Genomic DNA, 20,246 nt, shown 5'->3' with positions numbered 1-20,246 from the left:
CGGTGTAACGGACGTCATGAACCGACCTGTTGACTTGCCCAGGCAAGTCAACGAGACTGGGTTTAACTTGCCCAGGCAAGTTAGGAGAATCCCACCGCAGTTGCCTCGTCAAGTGCGACGGTGCCCAGGCGGCGCCCAGAAGCGGTTCTCCCGTTCGCCACAGACCGCACCCCACGAACGCCATCAGGAGAGTGCCGTGAAGGTCATTCGATACCACGAGTTCGGCAGCATCGAGGTACTGCGCCACGAGGAGGTACAACGTCCAGTGCCCGACGCCGGCCAGGTACTGGTCAAAGTGGCCGCTACCTCGTTCAACCCCGTCGACGACCACGTCCGGCTCGGTGTGCTCGCCGAGATGATCCCCACCCCGCTACCGATCACCCCGGGACTGGACGTCGCCGGCACCGTCGCCGAACTCGGCGCCGACGTGCACGGACTGCAGGTCGGTGATCAGGTCGTCGCCATGCTCCCCCTCGACATGCACGGAGGGGCTGCCGAGTACGCGGTCGTAGCAGCGGACCTGGTGGCCGTCGCTCCCCGCACCGTCGCTCTGACCGAGGCCGCCGCACTACCCCTGACCGGGCTGGCCGCCCGCCAAGCGGTCATCGAACTCGCCGGCGTGCAGGCCGGCGAGACCGTTCTCGTCAACGGCGCAGGCGGAGCGGTCGGCGGCATCGTGGTTCAGCTCGCCGTCGGCGCGAACGCGAGGGTCACCGCCGTAGACGGAGACCACCATGCTGACCGCCTGCGCAGCTACGGCGCCGACAAGGTCGTCGGTCCATTGGATCTCGACGCGGGCCCGGCAGCCATCGGTGGGCCCTTCGACGTCGTGGTGAACCACGTACGTCTGGCCCCCGAGGACCTGGCGAAGCTGACCGCCTACGTGGCCGACGGTGGGATCGTCGTCAGCTCCGCCGGCCCCGTGCCAGCCGATGAGGCCCGTTCCGTGAGCACGGCCAGCGTATGGGTCAGTCCCAACGCCTCCCACCTGGCCGATCTCGTCTCCCGAGTAGACAACGGCCTGCTCCGGCTGCACATCGCCGACCGCCGCCCCCTGGAGGAACTGCCAACCGTGCACCAGGACGCGAGCACCGGCAAGCTGCTCGGCAAGACAATCATCATCGTCGACTGACGATCCACCACGTCTCCGCCCATCCGGGAATGCTCTCTGGTGGGCGAGGCCGATGCGCCGACCGCGAACGCCGCGGGATTTTGCGGTCAACCGCGCGGCGCTCGGTCCGCAGGAGCGTCGCGACGCCGAGCTGCACGGCTCAGCGGCGCGGGGATGGTGCCGTCAGTACGAGTCGTGGCCGCCGCAGTCGCAGCCGCAGCCTTGGATGTGCGGCGGTGGAGCGTGAGAGTCATGACCAGCACGACCAACGCTCCGACGATCAGCCCGAGGATCGCGCTGGCCACCGTGTTGACGAGCCAGCCGACGAGCCCGCCGAGAACACCCGTGGCGTCGTGGGCGGCGACCTCCACGTGGTGCACGGCGTCGTACAGGAAGTGCAGGTTCAGCTCGTTCGTGCCCAGCAGCAGGATGTGCCCGCCCACCCACAGCATCGCCGCGGTGCCGACCACCGTCAGCACGGTGAGAACCGTCGGCATCGCCCGCACCAGACCGCGGCCGAACGTGGCGACGGCGCCGGAACGTTGCGACAGGCGCAGCCCGGCGTCGTCCATCTTCACGATCAGGGCCACCACGCCGTAAACCAGGACGGTTATGACGACGGCGACGACAGCCAGGATCGCCAGGCGGGACCAGAACGGCTCATCGATCACCTCGTTGAGGCTGATGACCATGATCTCCGCCGAGAGGATCAGGTCGGTTCGTACCGCCCCGGACACCAGTGTCGTCTCGTCCTGCACCGTCTCCTCGCCCGCGCCGGAGGCATCGCGATGGGCGATCTTGGCCCACACCTTCTCCGCGCCTTCGTAACAGAGGTAGGCGCCGCCGAGCATGAGGATCGGAGTGAGCAGCCAGGGCACGAACTGACTGAGCAGCAGCACCGCCGGCAGGATGATGAGGAACTTGTTGCGCAGCGACCCCATGGCGATGCGCTTGATGATCGGCAACTCGCGCTCGGCCGCCAGGCTCCGCACGTACTGCGGCGTGACGGCAGCATCGTCGACGACGACGCCCGCAGCCTTGGCGCCGGCCTTCGCGGCGGCCGCCCCGACGTCATCGATCGACGCGGCAGCGGCCCGGGCCAGCACCGCCACGTCATCCAGCAGGGCTACGAGTCCACCGGCCAAGGGAGGGTCCTTCCAGGGTTGCGCAGAGTTCGAACCGGCCTATTCTCGCTCAGGTCCCGGTGCGCGGCACGCCACCGCCCGGTCGTATTTCGGGCGAGAACTCAAGGTGCGCGGCTATCGCGCCCGGCCGACGACCCGCCACCACCGCGCCCGGGTCATCACCTGGCGCCAGCCCAGGCCGAACCCGTCCGCCGCAGTCACCGTCAGCCAGGGTCGGCGTAGATGGCGAGGGTGGTGTGTCGTCACAAGAGGTCGCCCCGCCGGGATGACGGACTCCAGAATCAACGCCGGTGAAGTCGGATCAGTCCTCGCGGGCGATGTCGATGCGGAGGGCGACTGGTGTGCCATCGACGTCCACGTCCAGGTGGGCAGGGAAGAAGCCGTCACCGACTGAGGTCATCGCCATCAGGATGTCCCTGGATCACGCCGACCTCGTGTTCAGAGGCCCTAACCAGACCCATCACCTGCCAGTGATGCGAGTGCGGGCGGAAGTCGAACGCGAATCTCGGTCCGCCGGGCTCCTTTCTCCGCGTCTCGATGGCCAGCCCTCGCTGGTATGCCTCCGCGATCGGCAGATCCACCCACCCGTACTCGACGTCGGCAGTGTCACCGAGCCGGGGCGCGCCGAACTCGGCAGCGACCTCTTCCTGGTCGCGACCCCAGAGGACCAGGTCGGCCAGCCCGTCCAACGGCCTGACGTGCTCCCACGAGCTCAGCGCGTCCGCGCCGGCGAACACGAACCGCGCATTGTCGACCCCCAGCTCACCGAACACCCAAGAGTCGGCCACCGGCGCGTCACCGAACTCGATCCGCATGGACTGCCAGCCGTATTCGCCGGGGACGGCGGTGACACGCAGCGGGCGATCAGCCGGCACCTCGATCGGCAGCACCGGAACCCCCAGGACGACGAATCCGGGTTCCCGGGCCGTGACCGCGTGCCGGACGCGTTCCCGGTGCGGGACCTGCTGCTCGAACGCGCGCAGGCTTGCGCCGTGTCCATGCTCGCGCAGTGTTCGTCGAACGTGGCGGTGAACTCGGCGACCGCGTGGGCGGGGATGTCGTACAGCCGGGTTCCGGTCTGCCGGTCGAAGGAGTCCGCCGCGGCCTCGGCGTCCGGCCCCACGATCGCGAAGTCGGTTGCCGGGCGCTCCTCGTCGTCCGGCACCCGGTCGCCGGACCACAGTTCGAGGTAACCACCGTCCATGATCACCAACTGCCCGGATGGACACGTCACCTCGCCGAGCACCACTTCGACCGCCATGATCATGGAGTGTAGGTTCGGCGTATGAGCATCAGTGTCATGTGGCGCCTCATGACACTTCAGGCCAGGAGTTCGCGGGCCAGGGCCTCCGTCCACCAGCACTCGACTCGATCGGGTTGCCAGCCGCGTTCGCCGGTCAGTGTGGTGTAGACGTCGATGTTGCAGATCGCCGCATAGATGTCGACGGCCGACCGCATGTCCAGTCCTTGGCGGAGAACGCCGCCCGGCCACGACGAGAACACCTGGATCCTGGTCTCGTCCCCCCGCTGACGGCCGTCGCGGTAGACGTTCGCCAGGGCAGGCTCGGTGCGGCCCGCCTCGCGTACGAGCGCGATGATGTCACCGGCACGCTCGAAGAGCCGCCGGTCGTAGCCGGCCATCGCCGCGAGCTGCCGCACCGGATCGTTCTCGGCCTCTTCCAGTTCGGCGAGCGACTGCGATGGAGTTGCGGCGATGTCTGCCGCGTCGGCCAGGGCCTGGATCAGCCCGGTCTTGTTTCCGTACACCGCGTAGACGGTCGGCACCGAGACCCCTGCCTCCCGTGCCACGTCACGTACCGTGGTCGCCGCCCAGCCGCGGGAGACGAACAGTCGACGAGCGGCGCCGGCGATCTCACCCCTCGTCTCTGCCGCTTGCGCCACCCGGCGCAGTGATTCGTACTTCCGCCTGCCTGTCTCCGCGGTCAATGGCTTGCCCCCTTCACCTTTCGGGACTTATATTGGATATATGTTGCGTAAACTCGGCGTCGCAAGCACCTGGACGTTCTCGCGGATCGCCGGACTCGCCGGACTCGGCTTCGCCATCCTGATCGCCTCCACCAACGCCTTCCTGGTGCCGGCCGGCCTGCCCCACACCGGCGCCGAGACCAACGACGTCGTCCAGTTTTTCACCACCCGACAGGACACCGTCGGCCTCGCGTCAGCACTCGCCCCGATCGCCTGGGTGCTGGCCACACTGTTCGGCGCCGGTGCGGTCGCCGTGGTGTGGCGTTCCGAGCAAGGCACCGCCTGGTCCCTGGTCGGGTTCGCCGGGGTGATCATGCAGAACATCACCTTCACCGGCGTGATGGCCACCCGGCTCGCGCTGGCGTCGACGACCGCGCAGGACAGCAGCACGATCGCCGGACTCTGGGCACTACACAACGCGCTGTTCGTCTTCAACGGCACCTTCCTGGCACTGGCCATGACCGGCCTGTCGATCAGCGGCCGACGCGCCGGCCTGATCCGCCGCTGGCACAGCGGGATCGGGTTGCTTGCCGCCGCACTCCAGTTCGGCTCGGCCGTGCTGAGCCCTCTGGCCATCGACGACCCCGGTACGGTCGGTCTCCTCGGCCTTGTCGGCTGGCTGATCTGGGTCGTGTGGGTGGTCGCCTACGGCATCACCCTGATCCGCCCGACATCCGTTCCCACCAGGCGAGCCGTGGCATCGGCCGGCGGCAGCCATCCTGGGAGCAGCAGAGCAGCGGCAGATCCGCGCGTACGCGAATCGCGGCTGGTAGCCAGTGATGAGTGAGCAGCTTGCCACGGTGCTGTCGATCGATCGGTCGAGCCCCGACTCGCCTCACCCTGCGGAGTCCGGCGTCGCTCGCCGCGCCCTCGAAGCGAAGGACCCGAGCTTGACGGATAGGTCGACCATCTGCTTATGTTGATGACGTGACTAGGCCCTCCGCGCCGATGCGCGAACCCACATATTTCATCCTCGCCGCGTTGCAGGACGAACCGTTGCACGGCTACGCCATCGTCAAGCGCGCGCAGGAGTTGTCCGGCGGGCGAGTGCGGTTGACGACCGGCACGCTGTACGCCGCGCTGGACCGGCTCACCGGCGAGGAGATGGTGCGGGTGGCCGAGGAGACGGTGGTCAACGGTCGCGCCCGTCGCACATATGAGCTGACCGAGCGTGGGTTGTCCGCACTGCGCGAGGAGGCGGCGCGGATGGTCGCTGCAGCTCGGGTCGTTCGAGACCGCTCCGTACGGTCGACGGCCGCGACGGCTCGGACGGCGCCAGCATGACCGGCCTGGAGCGCCGCTACCGGTGGCTGTTGCGCGCGTACCCTCGGGCCTACCGGCAGTACCGTGCCGACGAAATGCTGGAAACGCTGCTGGTCGCAGGCGAGACGGACCGGAGGCACCCGAGGCTTCGGGAGTCCCTCGCACTCGTGGTGGGAGGCCTGCGGGCCCGCACCGGCGTAGACCAGCTCCGATCCCGGGACACCTTGCGATACTCCGCCCTGCGATCGACCGCACTGTCCCTGCTCATATGCGGCGTTGCCCTTACGGCCCTGCCCCTCACGTGGCGCTTATGGCTGCTGTTGCCGGGTAATTCCGCCGGCTTTCTGCATGAAAAAAGCTCGGTCACGCCCGCATTGCTGCTTCTCGCGCTGGCCGCCACAGTGTGGGCTCGCTACCGCCTCGCACTTCCCATAACCATCGGCGCCTTCGGCTGGGAAATCTGGTACTCCGCAGCGAATGACCTGAGGTACGCGGTAGAGCCATGGGCAAGGTACGACGCCACCTTGGGGCTCCGGACAGGCCTCTACCTGATCATGCAGATTTCTACGTGGGTTTGCTTGTTAGCCGTGTTGATAACGGTGCCACTACTTCGAGCGCGCCAACCACGGGTCACGAGACCATGGACCTGGCTTGTCGGCGCCACGATGTTTATAACGGTCATAACACCCAATCCGCTCAACGGCTGGACAGACGGTCTGACCCTACCGGTCATCATGGCCGCCGGGCTGGTGGCGGCCCTCGTGGGCGCGGCGTTTGATGTGCGGGTGTCGATCGCGGCCAGCGCGGTCCTTCTGGCGCTCATGCTGCCTATGCTGGCCTATCAGCCGACCAACTGGACGCTCTACGGTTGGACCTCAAGCCCGCAAAACTTGCTACTCGAAGCCGTGGTCGGAGTTTTCGCGATCAACGTCACGGTCAGCAGAATGGCCGCCCGCCGGCAAGTCACACTCTGACGGTGTAGTGGCTCTACGAAGATCCAAGACGAAGGGTCACCGGGCGACCGTCCCACGCCGTCGCCAAATTCGTGACCGTTGGATACGGCGGCCAACACGGCGACAATCGCACCGGCGTGGCGGCACGTGACGAGGCGCACGCGCATGACGCGCACTCGCGCGGCAGGGATCGATATGGGCATTGCCGACTACGGGGCCGATGGGCCGTACCCGCGCTTCGCCCATCGCGCCGGTCCGGTGCGCGGGGAAGGCAGCCATCAATGCTCGCCTCGGCCCGGTACCCTCGGGCCTTGTGATATCCGACCTGGCGGACGTCGTAGCGGCATGCGGGTCCGCGATCGCGGTTGTCGTGACAGTCGTATTCGCGGTACGCCAACTGCGCTCGGCGCAGACCGCCAACCAGACCCTGGTTGCGATCGAGCTACTGACCCGAGACCGATCCAGCGACGAGTTCACACGCGCGGAGGACTTCGTCCTCAACGAGCTTGCCAGCCGACACCCGCCACCCGGTATCAGCGTCAGCGCCCTACCGGTCGAGGCCCGCCACCACGTGGTCCGACTGTCTCTCTACTACAACGGTCTGGGCCAGATGCTGGCGTTCGAGGCGGTCGATCCAAGGCTTTTGATGGGCACTGTCAGCTACCGCTCCCGGCAGGCGTGGCGCATCCTGGAGCCCTACATCCTCGCGGAGCGGGCCGAGCGCGGCGAGACGTACCTGTCCCATTTCGAGCACCTCGTCCACACGGCCACGCACAACCCGTGGGCCACGGCCGTACGCAAGTTCGACCTGAAGCACTTCACCAGCTACCCCGCCGACCTCGGCATGAACGACAGTGCGACGAAAGCGAAATCACGCGAGCACGAGATCGCCTAGCCTCGGCCCTTCGGTAAGCGCTGGGTCTGTGGATCTAACGGTGTTTCCGGCCTGACCTGCCGGGCGTTGTGCCTGGTGAGGAGGGTGCCGTGATGACAGCGGCGGCGAGTCGGCGCGGGGCCGCCGGCACCCGGGCAGCGGCGCACGGGGTCGGCAGGGGCCACGGTGGAGCACTCGCCGAACCAGCGGCACGAGCGCACCGCGACCGGATCAGCCGGCACCGAGCGCGACCACAGCCGGTCGAAGGCGGCCCGGGAGGGGCGGGTAAACCGCCAGGGTACGGCCTGATCCTCGGTCACCCTCCTCCCCCGCGCTCGTCGGCTGCCGGCAGCACATGCCGTACAGCCGGCAGAGAGGTGTCCAGATGGCCGTTGCGAGAACTTCCTGATCGGCGGCGCCGATGGGTGGCGGGTTGGCCATCGCGGTAGCGCAGCAGCGCATCGGTCACGGCGACGGCGCGGGCGTGATCGACTGTCGAGCATCGGTGTGATGGGCTGCCGGCGTTGCGCGCCGCCCTTCTCGCGTAGCCGGATGAGCGCGTAGTCGGCGTCCAGGTCGGTCAGGCACCTGCCCGGGAATCGACCTGGGGCACCTGGTGGAGGAGATACACCGAGTGGCAGGCCGGCCTCACCGACACCCTGGCCCGGATCCACCTGCCTGCCACCGCAGAAGCGGTCAGTCCGACCGAGGGGTGTACTGCGACCACAGGAGGGAAGCGGCGCCGCCAGCGCTGAGGTCTTCCCAGATTGCCTCCCTGTCGAACTCGCCGTCGACGATAAGCCCGGGGCGCAGTGCGTCCGCATAGGTGGCGACAGGATGCGACCCGACGAAGGCGCTGGGTTCGCCGACGGCGACGCCGTCCAGCGACCGACGAAAATCCATGACGAAGGCGTCGAGTACCAACGCGATCGGGGTGTGCGTACGACCGTGGACAACGAGCCGGCCGCCGGGGTCGCCGCAGTCGCCGAGTACGCCCTCGTCTGCCACCAAATTCCCGCTGATGACCACTTCCGGCCCTGCGGTGACTCCGCCGAGCGTCACCGCCCGGGCCTCCACATCGCCACAGACCAGGAAGAACGAGGAGCGGTCGTCGGTCACCCAGGTCAGCTCGCTGACGTGAGTCAGGTTGCCGTCGATGATGACGTGGTACGGCGGCCGGGTGAAGTCGAATGCCGACATCAGGTCCCCGTCGACCGTCCAATCGCCCTCGAACAGCCGAATCTCCTGCTGGTCGGCAGGGTCGGCGTAGGGATAACCAACATGTACGGACAACGAGAACCGCCGCTCGGCCTCACCGGGATCGATCAACCGGTACGCCTCGTAGTCCCACTCCATGCGCGGCACCCTATCCCCGATGATGCGCGCCGGCATGGCCCGCTCGGGGGTGCCGGCCGACGTGCGGGCCGGTGCCGGGTTCAGCGTTTCAGGTTCACGCGTGGCACGACGCTCGGCGCCGCCAGCCGGCTGACGTTCCAGGCGGCGATGACGACGGCGATGACGAGCGACATTGCTGCGGCGCACCCGTTGTCATGACTGGAGCGAACGCAGCATCAGTGACAGGTAGCGCTGAGAATCCGCTGCGGCGTCGGGGCCGGCGGCCAGGACGACGCCGTGGTGGGCGGCGATCAGTAGCCGGAAGTCGGCGACGGTCAGATCGGCCCGGACGGTCCCGGCCGCCTGCGCCTGTTCCAGGAGCCGGGCGATGACGCGTTCGGTCTCCTGCCGCTCGTGGTCGAGCCCGTGCCCGGCGACCACCGCATCGACGTACGCCCTGGTGAAACCCCGGTCCCGCAACTGGTACGCGCAGAGCGTTCGGATCAGCTCCCGCAGCGCACGCGCCGGATCGGGGTCACGCAGGGCTGCGGCGTGCATGGTCGCGCAGTCGTTCCACTGATCGGCGTAAGCGTCGGCGATGAGGCGGTCGCGGGTGGGGAAACGCCGGTAGACGGTGGCGACGGACACGCCGGCATCGCGCGCGATCCGAGCCACCGTGACGTCCGCACCCTTCTCGGCGAAGGCGCGCCGTGCCGCGGCCAGGATCCGCTGTCGCTTCTCCTCGGCGTCCCAGCGCATCGGACGAGCGTACGCGCGCAGCCCTCCCCGGCGGGCGGAAGTGCGGCAACCGGACGTTGTCTTCTCTCACTGCGTTGCGGCTCGGCCAACCGGGGCCGGATGGTCGGTCCGGTCGCCCGATACGAGGAGCAGGAGACAAAAGTTGAGAACGATGGATGGCACTACCAGTCTTGTCACCGGCGCGAGCCGGGGCATCGGTCGCGCGATCGCCAAGCGTCTCGCCGGGGACGGATCACTGGTCGCAGTGCACTACGGCACGGACGGGTCGGGTGCCGAGGAAACCGTTGCGCAGATCACCGAGGCGGGCGGCGCGGCGTTCGCGGTCGGCGCGCGGCTTGGCGTCGCCGGTGACGCGGATCGGCTCTGGGCGGGTGTGGAGGCCGGTCTGGCCGAGCGTGGCGTACGGCCTGGCGTCGACGTGCTGGTGAACAACGCGGCGATCGGCGGGGCCACGCCGACGTTGGCCACCGCGCGGCCGGACGATTTCGACGAGTTGTTCGCGATCAACGTCAAGGCGCCGTTCTTCGTGGTTCAGCATGGCGTGGACCGGCTTCGGGACGGCGGCCGGATCGTCAACGTCTCGTCGGTCGCCACCCGGATCGCGATACCGGACACGCTTGTGTACGCCATGACGAAGGGCGCGATCAACACGTTCAGCGTCACGTTGGCGCAGGAACTCGGCGCCCGGGGTATCACGGTGAACGCGGTGATGCCCGGCACCACCGCCACCGAGGTCAACGCGGCGTGGTTCGACGCCCAGCCGGCGCTCCGCGAGGCCGTGACCGGCCTGTCGGCCCTGCGCCGTGTTGGAGAACCGGAGGATGTCGCGGAGGTGGTCGCCTTCCTCGCCTCTCCGGCGGCCCGCTGGGTGACGGGCCAGGTGATCGACGCCTCCGGAGGGGCCCATCTCGGCTTCTCCGTCGGCCAGGGGCCACCGGAGACAGTGTGACTGCTTCAGCTACGGCGTGGGTCGGGCCGGCGGAGGCCGTCCCGTTATCGTCGTGGCATGCCCCGCGAGACCATTGATTCTGTTGCTCGCTCCCGCGCCATCACCGCAGCGGCGGTTCTGCAGCAACTGGTCGATCTACGTGCCTACCCGCACCGGCACCTTGCCGTGGCCGCCAATGCCCTCGGCGGGGCCGGCATCAGTCAGGCACTCGCCGCCGCCGACTACCTCAGCCACATGGGGTGGGAACTCATTGATGTGACGGAGGTGGGGAGCAGCAGGACGCTGCACGCGATCATGCGACGCAGGTGAGTCAGCGGATGTCAGGCCCCATCGGCACGTCAGCGGTTGACCTGACTGCCTAGCCTGAAGGCATAGGCGAACTTCCACATCATGCTTGTACGGGAGGAAAGCAGAGTGGACGCATCTCCGACAACAATCGTCACCACGCCCCACACGACCACCACGATCGTCGCCATCGCCTCCGACGACACCTACGCACACGTCTACTCCGACGTACGGCACATGATCGAGGATGGGTTCGGTGATACCGACACCCGTCGAGGGCCCCTGGAATTCTTCAACGCGGCAGGCTCACAACTGGTGCCGGTGTTCGGACCGACCTGGCAACTGGTCGACCTACAAGATAGCCGTGACGCGCCCGACGCCGACCGACTGCGCCAGCGTCTCGCGGCCGTATTGGATCACGTCGCGGCATACCTCAGGAAGCATCCCGAGTTCGTCGAGGCAAGCGGGCTGACCCTCGATGAGGCACTTCTGCAGTTACCCCGACCGGCGGAGCAGGATCTCGCCCACGTTCTGGCCCTCTTCCCGCACGACCTCGACGACGGCAAGACCGTCCAGCCGCTCAGTCGAGGAGGCTGGTTCCACAACAGCCTTCACGCCGCCGGCTGGACGCACTGAGCGCGACCACGGCGCCTCCGCCAGCTGCGCGGACGCGCTTCCACTGTGATCCGCTCGCAAGCCTTCAAAGATCGTCGGGCCACCAGTGTGGGTCAAGGCTTTTGCCGTGGCCTCGCGGGCATCGTCCGTAGCCAGTACTGGAGACGTTCCAATGGTGGTAGCAGTACGGAGCGTCGCACTGGCCGCAGAATCCGGCGTCGTCGTAGAAGCCCGCGGAGGCGACGGCGGCGTACCGGTACGGCTGGGTGAAGGCGTCAGCGATTCGTTGTGCCTCTGCCAGGTCCACCGGCCTGCCGGATCCGTTGCCCGCCACGATCCCGGAGAACAGCAGCCACCACTGCTGGCCGTCGCGGCGCTCTCGTGCAGCGGTGTAGGCGTCGCGCTGCTGCGGTGACCAGCGCTGCCAGTCCGCCGGCCGGCTAGCGGGTGCGACGAGTTCGACGTGTGCTGCCGGTCGCCCACACACCGCGCACGATGGTTCCGCTACGAAGGCCTGAAGCATGACTCATCCTCTCCCTTGTCAGGCAACGGCAGCCAGCTCGTGTCGTACTCGATTCTGGCCAGGTCAACTCCGCAAGGCCGAGCGGATCCCGCTCACCGTCCCGGCATTCACGTCAGGGCGTCACCGAAGACGTCGGCGCGGCGATGCGACCTCGCCGTGGATTGGCGACGTGTCGAGGACACGCGGTGGGCGGGGTCAACCTCCCCGCCCACCGCGTGTCGCGATCGATCAGTGCGCTGCCGTGGCCGCCGACTCCGATGGGCTGGCCCCGGTCGGCGTCGCCGACCTGGGCTATGGCGGCCAGCCGAGCAGTCGAGCGCCGAGAACGGCTGTCTGCAGTGTGAAGCGTTGGGTCGGCTCGCCGGGGTGGTAGCCGGTCAGGTCCCGGATGCGCTCGAGTCGGTAGGTGATCGCGCGGACAGACAGGTGCAGCTGCCGGGCGGCCGCGGTCTGGTTGCCCTGGTTTTCGAAGAGCACGGTCAGGGTCTCCAGGTACGATTCGGCACCGCCCCGAGCCGTGGTCAGTGGCCCGAGGACCGTGGTCACCAGGTCGGTGATGGCGTCCCGGTCACGCAACAGCACCGGGAACACCAGCAGGTCGGCGGCATTGAGTATGGGCGTGGTGAAGCCGAGCCGGACGGCGTAGTCGAGGGTGTGGCGGGCCTCGTCGAGAGACGTGGCCAGGCCGTGCACCCCCGGGTGGGTGCGGCCGACGGCGATCTGCCAGTTCCCAGCGCCGAGTTCGGTCAGGAGCAGGTGGGCGAGTTCGGCCGCGATGCCGCGTAGGCCGCCGGCGCTGATGCAGACCACGTCGCCGTCGCGAAGGGTGGTGAGGGTGTTGCCCTCGCCGAACCTGGAGGCCAGCGCGGCATCGATGCGGTGCGCGATGCCGGGAGTCAGGCCGGCCGCACGGGCGATGAGGACGGTGTGGGTGGCCGACAGGCGGATGCCGTAACGGTGTGCGCGCTCGGCCAGACCGCCCGGGTCGGCGCGGCCGGTGAGTAGGTCGTTGACGAAATCGGCACGATCGTTGTCGTGGCGATCCAGTTCGGCACGGTTCTGCCGGTTGTAGCCGTCGATAGCTGCGGTGAGCAGCGCACGGGCGGTGTCCAACAGAGCCCCGGCGCGGGAGTGCACGGCGGCGGCCGCGTCGGCCGGCTCGGCCGGGGTGGCGCTCCAGCGGGCATTCGTGGCATCCAGCAGAGCGATAACGAGCTCGCGTAGCGTCAACCCCTCATCTGCTGCGCGGGCACCCAGGTTGATCGCTGCCTGACGCCGGGCACTGGCCGCGACGTACAGCAGATCCTGGCAGTTGGCCACCAGCCAATTGGCGTCGTTCACGGGCTGTTCCTCGTCGGCGTGCTGATGGCGGCCGGTGCACGGCGGCCGACAGCCTCAGGTCTACACACCGATATCGCGGCGATCGAACACGGTGACTCCGGCGATCGTGGTTGCGGCGCCGAGGAGCACGAGGGTGAGAAGCTCGGTCGGGTGCCAGCCGGTGTGCAGCGGGTCGGTGCCGATGAAGTAGTGGAACGGTGAGAGCCAGCGCACCCAGTGCCACCCGTCGAGCATGCCGCCGATGGCGTTGGCCATGTAGGTGGCCACGGCAAGGCCGCCGGTGATCGCGAGGACGGCGGCCCGTCTTCCGGTGGCGGCGCCAACGAGGAAGGCGACGCCGGCGAAGCTCCACACCAGGGCGACCAGGCCGGCGGACGCGGCGGCGACGTTGGACAGAGCGATGTCCATGCCGATCCAGGGAACGATGATCATCAACAGCAGCCCGGGGATGGCGGCGATCCCGGTGACCGCGCTCCCGGAGGCGGCCACCCGTTGCCAGGCGAAAGCGGCGCGCGAAACCGGGTTCGCCAGCATCAACTCCATGCCACCGTCCTCCTCCGGTCGAGCGATCGTGCGGGCCGCCAGCGTGATGGCGCACATCAGGACCAGCAGGGGGCCGACCAGGCTGAAGATGGTCGCCTGCAGATAGCCGGCCGGTGACAGCATGTCCGCGATGCCGAGGAAGTCCAACATGCCCTGGGGCAGCGCGTCCTGCTTCAGCTCCGCGGCTCCCTGGAACTGGCTGTAGAACGAGGTGTAGATGGCGGTGAAAGCGGCGACGCCGCCGGCCCACCCGATCAATGCCAGGCGGTCGTCCCGCCAGGTCTTACGCACCAGCGCGGGAAGCATCGCCGGCTCCTTCCCCGTGGTAGTAGAACGACAGGAACGTCTCTTCCAGGTCGGGTTCGGCCGACAACATGTCCACGACATCGTGACGAGCCGCCGCCTTGATCAGCGGGTCGATACGGCCGTCGACAGTGCATTTCAGCACCGGCCCGGACACCACCACGTCACTGACTCCGGGCAGGACGCTGAACTCCGCCGGGTCCACAGGGTCATCGAAATGAATCTCGACGGCACGGACCGCCCGCTTTCCCAGCGACTCAACCCGCTCGACCGCGGCCAACTGGCCGTCCCGCACAATGGCGACCCGGTCGGCCGCCTGCTGCACCTCGGCGAGCACGTGAGAGGACATGAAGACGGTCTGCCCAGCACCACTGGCGTCGCGGACCATGGCCAGGAACTCCTGCTGCATGAGTGGATCCAGCCCACTGGTCGGCTCATCCAGGACCAGCACCGCCGGCCGATGCATGAACGCCTGCACCAACCCGACCTTCTGTTTGTTGCCCTTACTCATCGTCCGTACCGATCGCGAGAGGTCCAGCTCGAGCCGCTCCGCGAGGTCGGTCACCTGCGACCAGGGCACGCCACCGCGAGCCGCGGCGAAGAACCGCAGCAGGTCTTCCGCCTTGTCCCGCCCGGAAAACACAAGCTCGCCGGGCAGGTAGCCGATCTGACGGTGCAAGGCGGCCTTGTCCCTGCGCGGATCGAGCCCGAGCACAGTGGCGTATCCGCGAGTGGGACGCAGGAAGTCCAACAGCAGCCGGATCGTGGTGGTCTTACCTGCACCGTTCGGACCAAGGAATCCCACCACCTCCCCGGTGCGAACCTCCAGGCTGAGCCCCTCGATGCCGCGGCGCTGACCGTAGAACTTGGTCAGGTCCTCGGTGAGGAGGGCGATGTCGCTTGTCATACCCCCATCGTCGTCGGCATTCCTGTCCGGCATCCAGGTCAGCGTCCGGCTGACATGACGCCGAGACCGTTGCCGAACATCGGAAGCGGTAACCCGTTCGTCAGCCCCGGCCGCCGCCACGCCGCGACCGCCGGGATTGCCCCCGAGTCAGGTGCGCCGGCAGGTCATGCCGTGCGGGCGTCTGGAGGGGTCCGAGGGACCCTTGCCGCACACGTCGTCCACGACGACGGCCCAGGTGTCGCGCGCTGATGGGAGGACGTCGTAGAAGTCACCGAGGACCTCGGCGGTGCCACCGGCGCCGCGGCGGGACCGCACGGCTATGTCGACGCCGGGCACATGTGGCAGATGCGGGGGCAGGAGGCTGGTCGATCGGCTCCAGGGTGCGACATCGGTCATGGCCCGAGCGTCACGCCAAGCCCGATCCGCTGAACTGCGAAACCTCAACCTTTCGGCTAGGGATTCGGGGCCTGTTCATCTACCTCTGCTCATACGGTTGGCGCCGACCAGCGGAGCCCGGCCGGTGCGATGCGGAGGAACCAGCATGACGATCACCACCGACCGGCCCGCGCCGACGAGCACCCGCACCGAGGAGACCGCGGCCGCCACGACGTTGCTCCTCGCGATGGCGTCGACGCCCGTCGGTCACCCGTCGCGGGACGCCCTTCGGGACCGGGCGATCGAGGCGTGGCTGCCGCTGGCCAACCATCTCCCGCCGCTACAGCGGGCGCGGCGAACCCACCGGAGACCTGACACAGACCGCGGCGTTGGGCCTGATCAAGGCAGTGGACAAGTTCGACCCGTCGCGCGGGGTGGACTTCGCCGGGTACGCGATCCCCACCATCGTCGGGGAACTCAAGCGTCACTTCCGGGACCGCACCTGGGACATCCGGGTGCCCCGCCGCCTGCAGGAGATGCGCCTGGCGATCTCGGACGCCAACAACGCCCTGCTGCAGACGCTGGGGCGTTCGCCGACCGTCGCCGACATCGCCGCGCACCTCAAGCTCACCGAGGAAGAGGTCCTCGAAGGCCTCGAAGGCGCCCGCGCGTACAACGCCATATCGTTGTCCACCCCCGTCGGCGACGGCGAACGCGGCACCGAACTGGGCGAGATGCTGGGCGGCGACGACACCGAGCTCGCCAAGGCCGAACTACGGGTGACCCTCGGTCCCGCGCTGGCCACGCTCGACGAGCGGGAGCAGAAGATCCTCACCCTGCGCTTCTACGGCAACCAGACCCAGAGTGAGATCGCCGACCAGGTCGGCGTCTCGCAGATGCACGTGTCGCGCCTGCTGGCTCGCGCACTCGTCAAGCTACGAGCGCAGATGAGCGACATCGCCTACTGATCGCCGGACCTACCGGCGTGCGGCCGCAGGTAGCGGCGGACCCGATCACAACCTGGCCACTGGGAAGGACCTTCACCGTCGGTCAGGGGAGGGCGATCGGAAGCGGGACGCCTTCGTGTCCCCGCCCGCAGGCGCAGCCGGCCGGGTCGGGTAGCGTCGGCACCGATTGATACAGCACCTCGCGTAGTCGCTCGACGTTCTTGCCGAAGATGCGCAGCACCTCGGCGTGACTGACGGCGCCGGCCGCGTCGAGCCCCGCGTCGAGGTCGGTCACCAGTGCGACGGGGGTGTAGCACAGCTCCAGCTCACGTGCGAGAACCGCTTCCGGGTGCCCGGTCATGTTGATCAACTGCCAGCCCTGGCGGGCGTACCACTGCGACTCCGCGCGGGTGGAGAAGCGAGGGCCCTGCACGACGACCATCGTCGCGCCGACCACCGGTTCGAGTCCGAGGCTGCGGGCGGCGGCGGCGACCGTCGCACGCCCGTTGGCGCAGTACGGGTCGGCGAACGAGACGTGGACGGCACCGTCGTCGAAGTAGCTGGCGGATCGGCCGCTGGTCCGGTCGACCAACTGGTCCGGGAGGACGAGCGTGCCGGGTGCCAGCACCGGGGTCAGCGACCCGACCGCGCACGGTGCCAGGACCTGGCGTACGCCGAGCGTTCGGAGTGCCCAGAGGTTGGCCCGGTAGTTGATCCGGTGCGGTGGGAACCGGTGGTCGGCGCCGTGCCGGGGCAGGAAAGCCACCGTACGACCGTGGACCTCACCGACGGTGACCGCCTCGGACGGGCGGCCGTACGGGGTCGACACCTCGATCGACGTGCCCCCGTCCACCAACTGGTAGAGGCCGCTGCCACCGATCACGCCCACCTCGGCACGGGGCAGCGTGGTTGACCCGGACATACTCTGTTGCCTCCGTCGGGACGGTGACGCTATCGACCTGCTCAACGCGCCAGCCCCACGCGCCGTCGCCATTGGATTCGTCGAGCCGCGTACGAGATGCCGCTGAGCAGAAACAGCGCGCCGGTGATCACCAGCCACCGGCAGAGATATGGCTGTTGGTCCTGACCGGTGGCGTCGAGATAGGTCGCCCGTCCCTGTCGCAGAATGCCGGGGAGATAGACGAGGAACAGCAGTCCGGCGGCGAGTGCCGGCACCCGAACGTGATTCAGCGGAGACGGAGGGGCTGACCCATCCCCCGCCGCCGACGCCCGGAGACGCGAACCGGCCACGCCGGCTCTGCGCCGACGCCCGACAGCAGATTTCAGTGCCCGGTCGGCCGACGCGTAGATCGGAAAGAGCACGAGATCGTGGGCGATCGCCGCGCCGACGAACCAGAGCAGCATCCGGCCGGCCGACGGCTCTCCGGCGAGTCGAAGTACGACCCACCCGGCGAGCGCGAAGCAGGCGATCATGACAACCAGGTGCCGCAGGGACGACCCGTAGCCCACCCGGAACCGGGCGACCGGATCAGCCATCGGTACCCGTCCGGAAGCTGATCTCGGCGACCCACTTCGTGTTGTGCACCCCGGGCAGGGCGGGCACGATCACCCGGGCCGGGAAGCCGTGGTCGGTCGAGAGGTCGGCGCCGTTGACCCGCAGCGCGAGCAGGGAGTCACCGTCGAGCACCTGATTGGCCTGCAGGATCGCCTGATTGAACTGGCCGGCCTTCTCCAGTGACCGCACCTGCGCCGACGCCGGGGCAGAGACGTCGACCAGTGCGGCGAGGTCACGCAGTCGCACGCCGGACCAGGTCTGCAACGTGGACCAGCCCTCCACACAGGCGATCGGTAGGCGCGCGGTGTGCTGGTCCATGGCCAGCAGCCGGGGTCGGTCGAGGGTGACCGTACGATCGCCGCTCCGCAGGGTCAACCGCCATCGTTGCCCGGTCTCGTCCGGGTTGATGTTCGCCGCGGCGGCGGTGCGGTTGACCGGAAAGCCGTTCGGTCCGCTGCCGGGCTGCCGTCCTCGCGGTAACAACAGTGCGGTGCGCCGCAGAGGGCCGTCGAGCACCTGCCCGATGGTGAGGGCGCCGAGCAGCAGGGAGAGGCCACCGACCAGAGCCAGCGCGCCACGTCTGCTCACCGTCGGTGCTGCGGGTGTGGTGGGTACGAGATCGTCCGGATCGGGCGCCTCGGGCCGCGTGTCGGCAACCGGGGTGCGCAACGCTGCCCGGAAGGGCTGGGCCCGACGACGATCACCGGACGCCGGACCGGCCCGTAGCGCGCTGCGCATCCGGGGCAGCTTCAGCGCCACGTGGGCCACGAAGGCCCCGATGAAGACCCAGGCCCCGAAGTAGTGCGCCGTGTAGAAGTCGAAGCCGAAGAGGTACGCGTACTGGATGTTGAGCAGGCCGGTTGCGATCTCGAAGAGGATGCCGCCGACCAGCAGCAGCAGCGACAGCCGCTCCAACACCTGGGCCAGGGATCGAGCCGGCGGCCAGACGAAGAGCTTCGGGATCACCGACCAGAGCTTCGCCAGCACCACCGGAATCAGGATGATGCCGAGCGTCACGTGCAGTCCCTGGGTGACCCGGAACAGCCAGGACGGCCGGGTCGGCCAGTCGAACGGCGGCAGCCGCAGCCAGCCCACCTCGCGGGGGAACGCTTGGTCGAACTGTGGGCTGTAGGCGGCGTAGTCGAGCAACCCGCTGATGATCACCAACGGCAACCCGACGAGGAGTACGGCGCCGTACACCGCGGTGAGCCACGGTCCTCGTAGCGGGCTTCGCCACCGGTCCCCGCGCAGACCGGGGATCGGTGGGGGGTGCCGTTCGAGGGCGTTCCACCACCGCTGGGGGAACCCCGTCCGCCGGTCCGTCAGACCCATACCTGGACGTTAGACGGGCCCGAGCCATGATTCGGCGGATACGGGATTACCGGTCGGGTGGCGGACGGGTGAACCGGCTCCGCGCCTGGCGGGTCCGGTCTACGGTCACCGGGATGCGGGTACTGCTCACCGGCGCGGCCGGTTTCATCGGATCGCAGGTCGCCGACCTGCTCGCCGACGGCGGCCACGACATGGTGGCGCTCGATGCGCTGCTCCCCCAGGCGCACGGCGGGGCACTGCCGGAATGGTCCCGACGGCACGACCCGGTGATCGGTGACATCCAGGATGCCCGCCTCCTGGACCGACTGCTGTCCGGCGTGGACGCGGTGTGTCACCAGGCGGCAATGGTGGGGCATGGGCTGGACCCGTCCGATGCCCCCGACTACGTCAGTCACAACGACTACGGCACGGCGGTGCTGCTCGCCGCGATGCACCGGGCCGGCGTGACCCGGCTGGTGTTGGCCAGCTCGATGGTCGTCTACGGCGAGGGTCAGTACGACTGTGCGCGGCACGGCAGGGTACGGCCGACCTCCCGCAGCATCGTCGACCTTGCCGCCGGCCGGTACGAGCCGATCTGCCCGGAGTGCGGGAGCGAACTGTCGCCGGTGCTGGTACCGGAGGACGCGCCGTTGGAGCCGCAGAGCACGTACGCGGCCAGCAAACTCGCCCAGGAACACCTGGCCGCGGCCTGGGCGAGGCAGACCGGCGGTGGTGTCTGGGCGTTGCGCTACCACAACGTCTACGGTCCCCGGATGCCCCGGGACACCCCGTACGCGGGGGTGGCGTCGATCTTCCGGTCGGCGCTGGCGGCGGGACTACCGCCGAGAGTGCTGGAGGACGGCCGGCAGCGACGCGACTTCGTCCACGTCACCGACGTCGCCCGAGCGAATCTGCTGGCGTTGACCGCACCACCGCCGAAGGGCCTGGTGGCGGTCAACGTGTGCTCCGGCGAACCGCGAACAGTCGGAGAGCTGGCGACCACCCTGGCCACCGCGATGGCCGGGCCGACACCCCTGATCGTCGGCGGCGGCCGGGCGGCCGATGTGCGGCATGTGGTCGCCGACCCTCGGCGGGCGGCACAACTGCTCGGCTACACCGCCCGGGTGCGGTTCGCCGAGGGGGTGGCCGCCTTCGCCACCGACCCGCTACGCGAACCGGCCGCACTGGTTTCCTGACACCGTCGC

At 68.6% G+C, this 20,246-nt stretch carries 23 protein-coding genes and 1 pseudogene; 10 read left to right on the top strand and 14 right to left on the bottom strand.

Annotated elements, in window-relative coordinates; genetic code table 11:
- Positions 1-196: 196 nt before the first annotated feature.
- Positions 197-1,132 carry an NADP-dependent oxidoreductase gene (locus tag O7617_RS24395; protein ID WP_282258358.1) on the top strand — a complete coding sequence of 312 codons (936 nt, stop codon included), beginning with the start codon at positions 197-199 and terminating at the stop codon, positions 1,130-1,132.
- Positions 1,133-1,218: 86 nt separating this feature from the next.
- Here the strand turns inward: O7617_RS24395 and O7617_RS24390 are convergent, their stop codons facing one another.
- The 3 genes from O7617_RS24390 to O7617_RS24380 all read right to left on the bottom strand — a co-directional run bounded on the left by O7617_RS24390 (position 1,219) and on the right by O7617_RS24380 (position 4,065).
- Positions 1,219-2,256: a DUF808 domain-containing protein gene (locus tag O7617_RS24390; RefSeq protein ID WP_282258357.1), complete on the bottom strand. Its 1,038-nt coding sequence runs from the start codon at positions 2,254-2,256 to the stop codon at positions 1,219-1,221.
- Positions 2,257-2,639: 383 nt separating this feature from the next.
- Positions 2,640-3,146 carry a hypothetical protein gene (locus O7617_RS24385; RefSeq protein WP_282258356.1) on the bottom strand — a complete coding sequence of 169 codons (507 nt, stop codon included), beginning with the start codon at positions 3,144-3,146 and terminating at the stop codon, positions 2,640-2,642.
- A gap of 430 nt (positions 3,147-3,576) precedes the next feature.
- On the bottom strand, positions 3,577-4,065 hold the full coding sequence (locus O7617_RS24380; RefSeq protein WP_282258355.1) for a hypothetical protein: 489 nt from the start codon (positions 4,063-4,065) through the stop codon (positions 3,577-3,579).
- A 10-nt stretch (positions 4,066-4,075) separates the two neighbouring features.
- Here O7617_RS24380 and O7617_RS24375 point away from each other — a divergent pair, with 10 nt between their 5' ends.
- The 4 genes from O7617_RS24375 to O7617_RS24360 all read left to right on the top strand — a co-directional run bounded on the left by O7617_RS24375 (position 4,076) and on the right by O7617_RS24360 (position 7,353).
- A complete protein-coding gene (locus O7617_RS24375) occupies positions 4,076-5,029 on the top strand; it encodes a hypothetical protein (RefSeq protein WP_282258354.1) in 954 nt (317 codons plus the stop codon).
- Between the two features lie 140 nt (positions 5,030-5,169).
- On the top strand, positions 5,170-5,526 hold the full coding sequence (locus O7617_RS24370) for a PadR family transcriptional regulator (RefSeq protein WP_282258353.1): 357 nt from the start codon (positions 5,170-5,172) through the stop codon (positions 5,524-5,526).
- A complete protein-coding gene (locus O7617_RS24365) occupies positions 5,523-6,479 on the top strand; it encodes a hypothetical protein (protein WP_282258352.1) in 957 nt (318 codons plus the stop codon). Before O7617_RS24370 ends, O7617_RS24365 begins: the two co-directional genes overlap by 4 nt.
- Positions 6,480-6,828: 349 nt before the next feature.
- Entirely contained in the window at positions 6,829-7,353 is a 525-nt protein-coding gene (locus tag O7617_RS24360; protein WP_282258351.1) for a hypothetical protein, read from the top strand.
- A gap of 675 nt (positions 7,354-8,028) precedes the next feature.
- Here O7617_RS24360 and O7617_RS24355 read toward each other — a convergent pair.
- Together O7617_RS24355 and O7617_RS24350 are read right to left on the bottom strand one after the other, a co-directional pair.
- The gene (locus O7617_RS24355) at positions 8,029-8,874 is read right to left on the bottom strand and encodes a hypothetical protein (protein WP_282258350.1); all 846 of its coding nucleotides are present in this window, start codon (positions 8,872-8,874) and stop codon (positions 8,029-8,031) included.
- A gap of 6 nt (positions 8,875-8,880) precedes the next feature.
- Positions 8,881-9,426 (bottom strand): TetR/AcrR family transcriptional regulator, encoded by a 546-nt coding sequence (locus O7617_RS24350; RefSeq protein WP_282258349.1) that lies wholly within the window; start codon positions 9,424-9,426, stop codon positions 8,881-8,883.
- Between the two features lie 151 nt (positions 9,427-9,577).
- On the opposite strand from O7617_RS24350, the gene O7617_RS24345 reads away from it, so the two are divergent.
- From O7617_RS24345 to O7617_RS24335, 3 genes are all read left to right on the top strand, one after another.
- Complete coding sequence (locus tag O7617_RS24345; protein WP_282264861.1) at positions 9,578-10,375, top strand: SDR family oxidoreductase; 798 nt, start codon at positions 9,578-9,580, stop codon at positions 10,373-10,375.
- Positions 10,376-10,432: 57 nt separating this feature from the next.
- Positions 10,433-10,684, top strand: coding sequence for a transcriptional regulator (locus tag O7617_RS24340; RefSeq protein ID WP_282258348.1), 252 nt, complete (start codon positions 10,433-10,435; stop codon positions 10,682-10,684).
- 105 nt (positions 10,685-10,789) lie between these two features.
- Positions 10,790-11,296: a hypothetical protein gene (locus tag O7617_RS24335; protein ID WP_282258347.1), complete on the top strand. Its 507-nt coding sequence runs from the start codon at positions 10,790-10,792 to the stop codon at positions 11,294-11,296.
- 64 nt (positions 11,297-11,360) lie between these two features.
- Here the strand turns inward: O7617_RS24335 and O7617_RS24330 are convergent, their stop codons facing one another.
- The 6 genes from O7617_RS24330 to O7617_RS24305 all read right to left on the bottom strand — a co-directional run bounded on the left by O7617_RS24330 (position 11,361) and on the right by O7617_RS24305 (position 15,498).
- On the bottom strand, positions 11,361-11,798 hold the full coding sequence (locus tag O7617_RS24330) for a hypothetical protein (RefSeq protein WP_282258346.1): 438 nt from the start codon (positions 11,796-11,798) through the stop codon (positions 11,361-11,363).
- Positions 11,799-12,089: 291 nt separating this feature from the next.
- Positions 12,090-13,139, bottom strand: a complete 1,050-nt coding sequence (locus tag O7617_RS24325) for a helix-turn-helix domain-containing protein (protein WP_282258345.1) — start codon at positions 13,137-13,139, stop codon at positions 12,090-12,092.
- A gap of 60 nt (positions 13,140-13,199) precedes the next feature.
- Positions 13,200-13,988, bottom strand: a complete 789-nt coding sequence (locus tag O7617_RS24320) for an ABC transporter permease subunit (protein WP_282258344.1) — start codon at positions 13,986-13,988, stop codon at positions 13,200-13,202.
- Positions 13,966-14,892: an ABC transporter ATP-binding protein gene (locus O7617_RS24315; RefSeq protein ID WP_282258343.1), complete on the bottom strand. Its 927-nt coding sequence runs from the start codon at positions 14,890-14,892 to the stop codon at positions 13,966-13,968. Before O7617_RS24315 ends, O7617_RS24320 begins: the two co-directional genes overlap by 23 nt.
- A 147-nt stretch (positions 14,893-15,039) precedes the next feature.
- The gene (locus O7617_RS24310) at positions 15,040-15,288 is read right to left on the bottom strand and encodes a hypothetical protein (protein WP_282258342.1); all 249 of its coding nucleotides are present in this window, start codon (positions 15,286-15,288) and stop codon (positions 15,040-15,042) included.
- Between the two features lie 75 nt (positions 15,289-15,363).
- A complete protein-coding gene (locus tag O7617_RS24305; protein ID WP_282264941.1) occupies positions 15,364-15,498 on the bottom strand; it encodes a hypothetical protein in 135 nt (44 codons plus the stop codon).
- Here O7617_RS24305 and O7617_RS24300 point away from each other — a divergent pair.
- Positions 15,434-16,235: pseudogene (locus O7617_RS24300) on the top strand (SigB/SigF/SigG family RNA polymerase sigma factor). The gene O7617_RS24305 and the pseudogene O7617_RS24300 sit on opposite strands and share 65 nt — an antisense overlap.
- 82 nt (positions 16,236-16,317) lie before the next feature.
- On the opposite strand, the gene O7617_RS24295 reads toward O7617_RS24300, so the two are convergent.
- From O7617_RS24295 to O7617_RS24285, 3 genes are read right to left on the bottom strand one after another with little or no spacing between them, the layout of a single operon-like run.
- A complete protein-coding gene (locus tag O7617_RS24295; RefSeq protein ID WP_282258341.1) occupies positions 16,318-17,136 on the bottom strand; it encodes an S-methyl-5'-thioadenosine phosphorylase in 819 nt (272 codons plus the stop codon).
- Between the two features lie 41 nt (positions 17,137-17,177).
- Positions 17,178-17,711, bottom strand: a complete 534-nt coding sequence (locus O7617_RS24290) for a hypothetical protein (protein ID WP_282258340.1) — start codon at positions 17,709-17,711, stop codon at positions 17,178-17,180.
- On the bottom strand, positions 17,704-19,062 hold the full coding sequence (locus O7617_RS24285) for a molybdopterin-dependent oxidoreductase (RefSeq protein ID WP_282258339.1): 1,359 nt from the start codon (positions 19,060-19,062) through the stop codon (positions 17,704-17,706). The genes O7617_RS24290 and O7617_RS24285 overlap by 8 nt, the downstream gene beginning before the upstream one ends.
- Positions 19,063-19,175: 113 nt before the next feature.
- On the opposite strand from O7617_RS24285, the gene O7617_RS24280 reads away from it, so the two are divergent.
- Complete coding sequence (locus O7617_RS24280) at positions 19,176-20,237, top strand: NAD-dependent epimerase/dehydratase family protein (protein WP_282258338.1); 1,062 nt, start codon at positions 19,176-19,178, stop codon at positions 20,235-20,237.
- Positions 20,238-20,246 lie beyond the last annotated feature (9 nt).

The sequence above is a fragment of the Micromonospora sp. WMMD1155 genome (genome assembly GCF_029581275.1).
Lineage (GTDB): Bacteria > Actinomycetota > Actinomycetes > Mycobacteriales > Micromonosporaceae > Micromonospora.
Note: the sequence above shows the minus strand (reverse complement) of the source record. Positions and strands in the feature narration are given on the sequence as shown.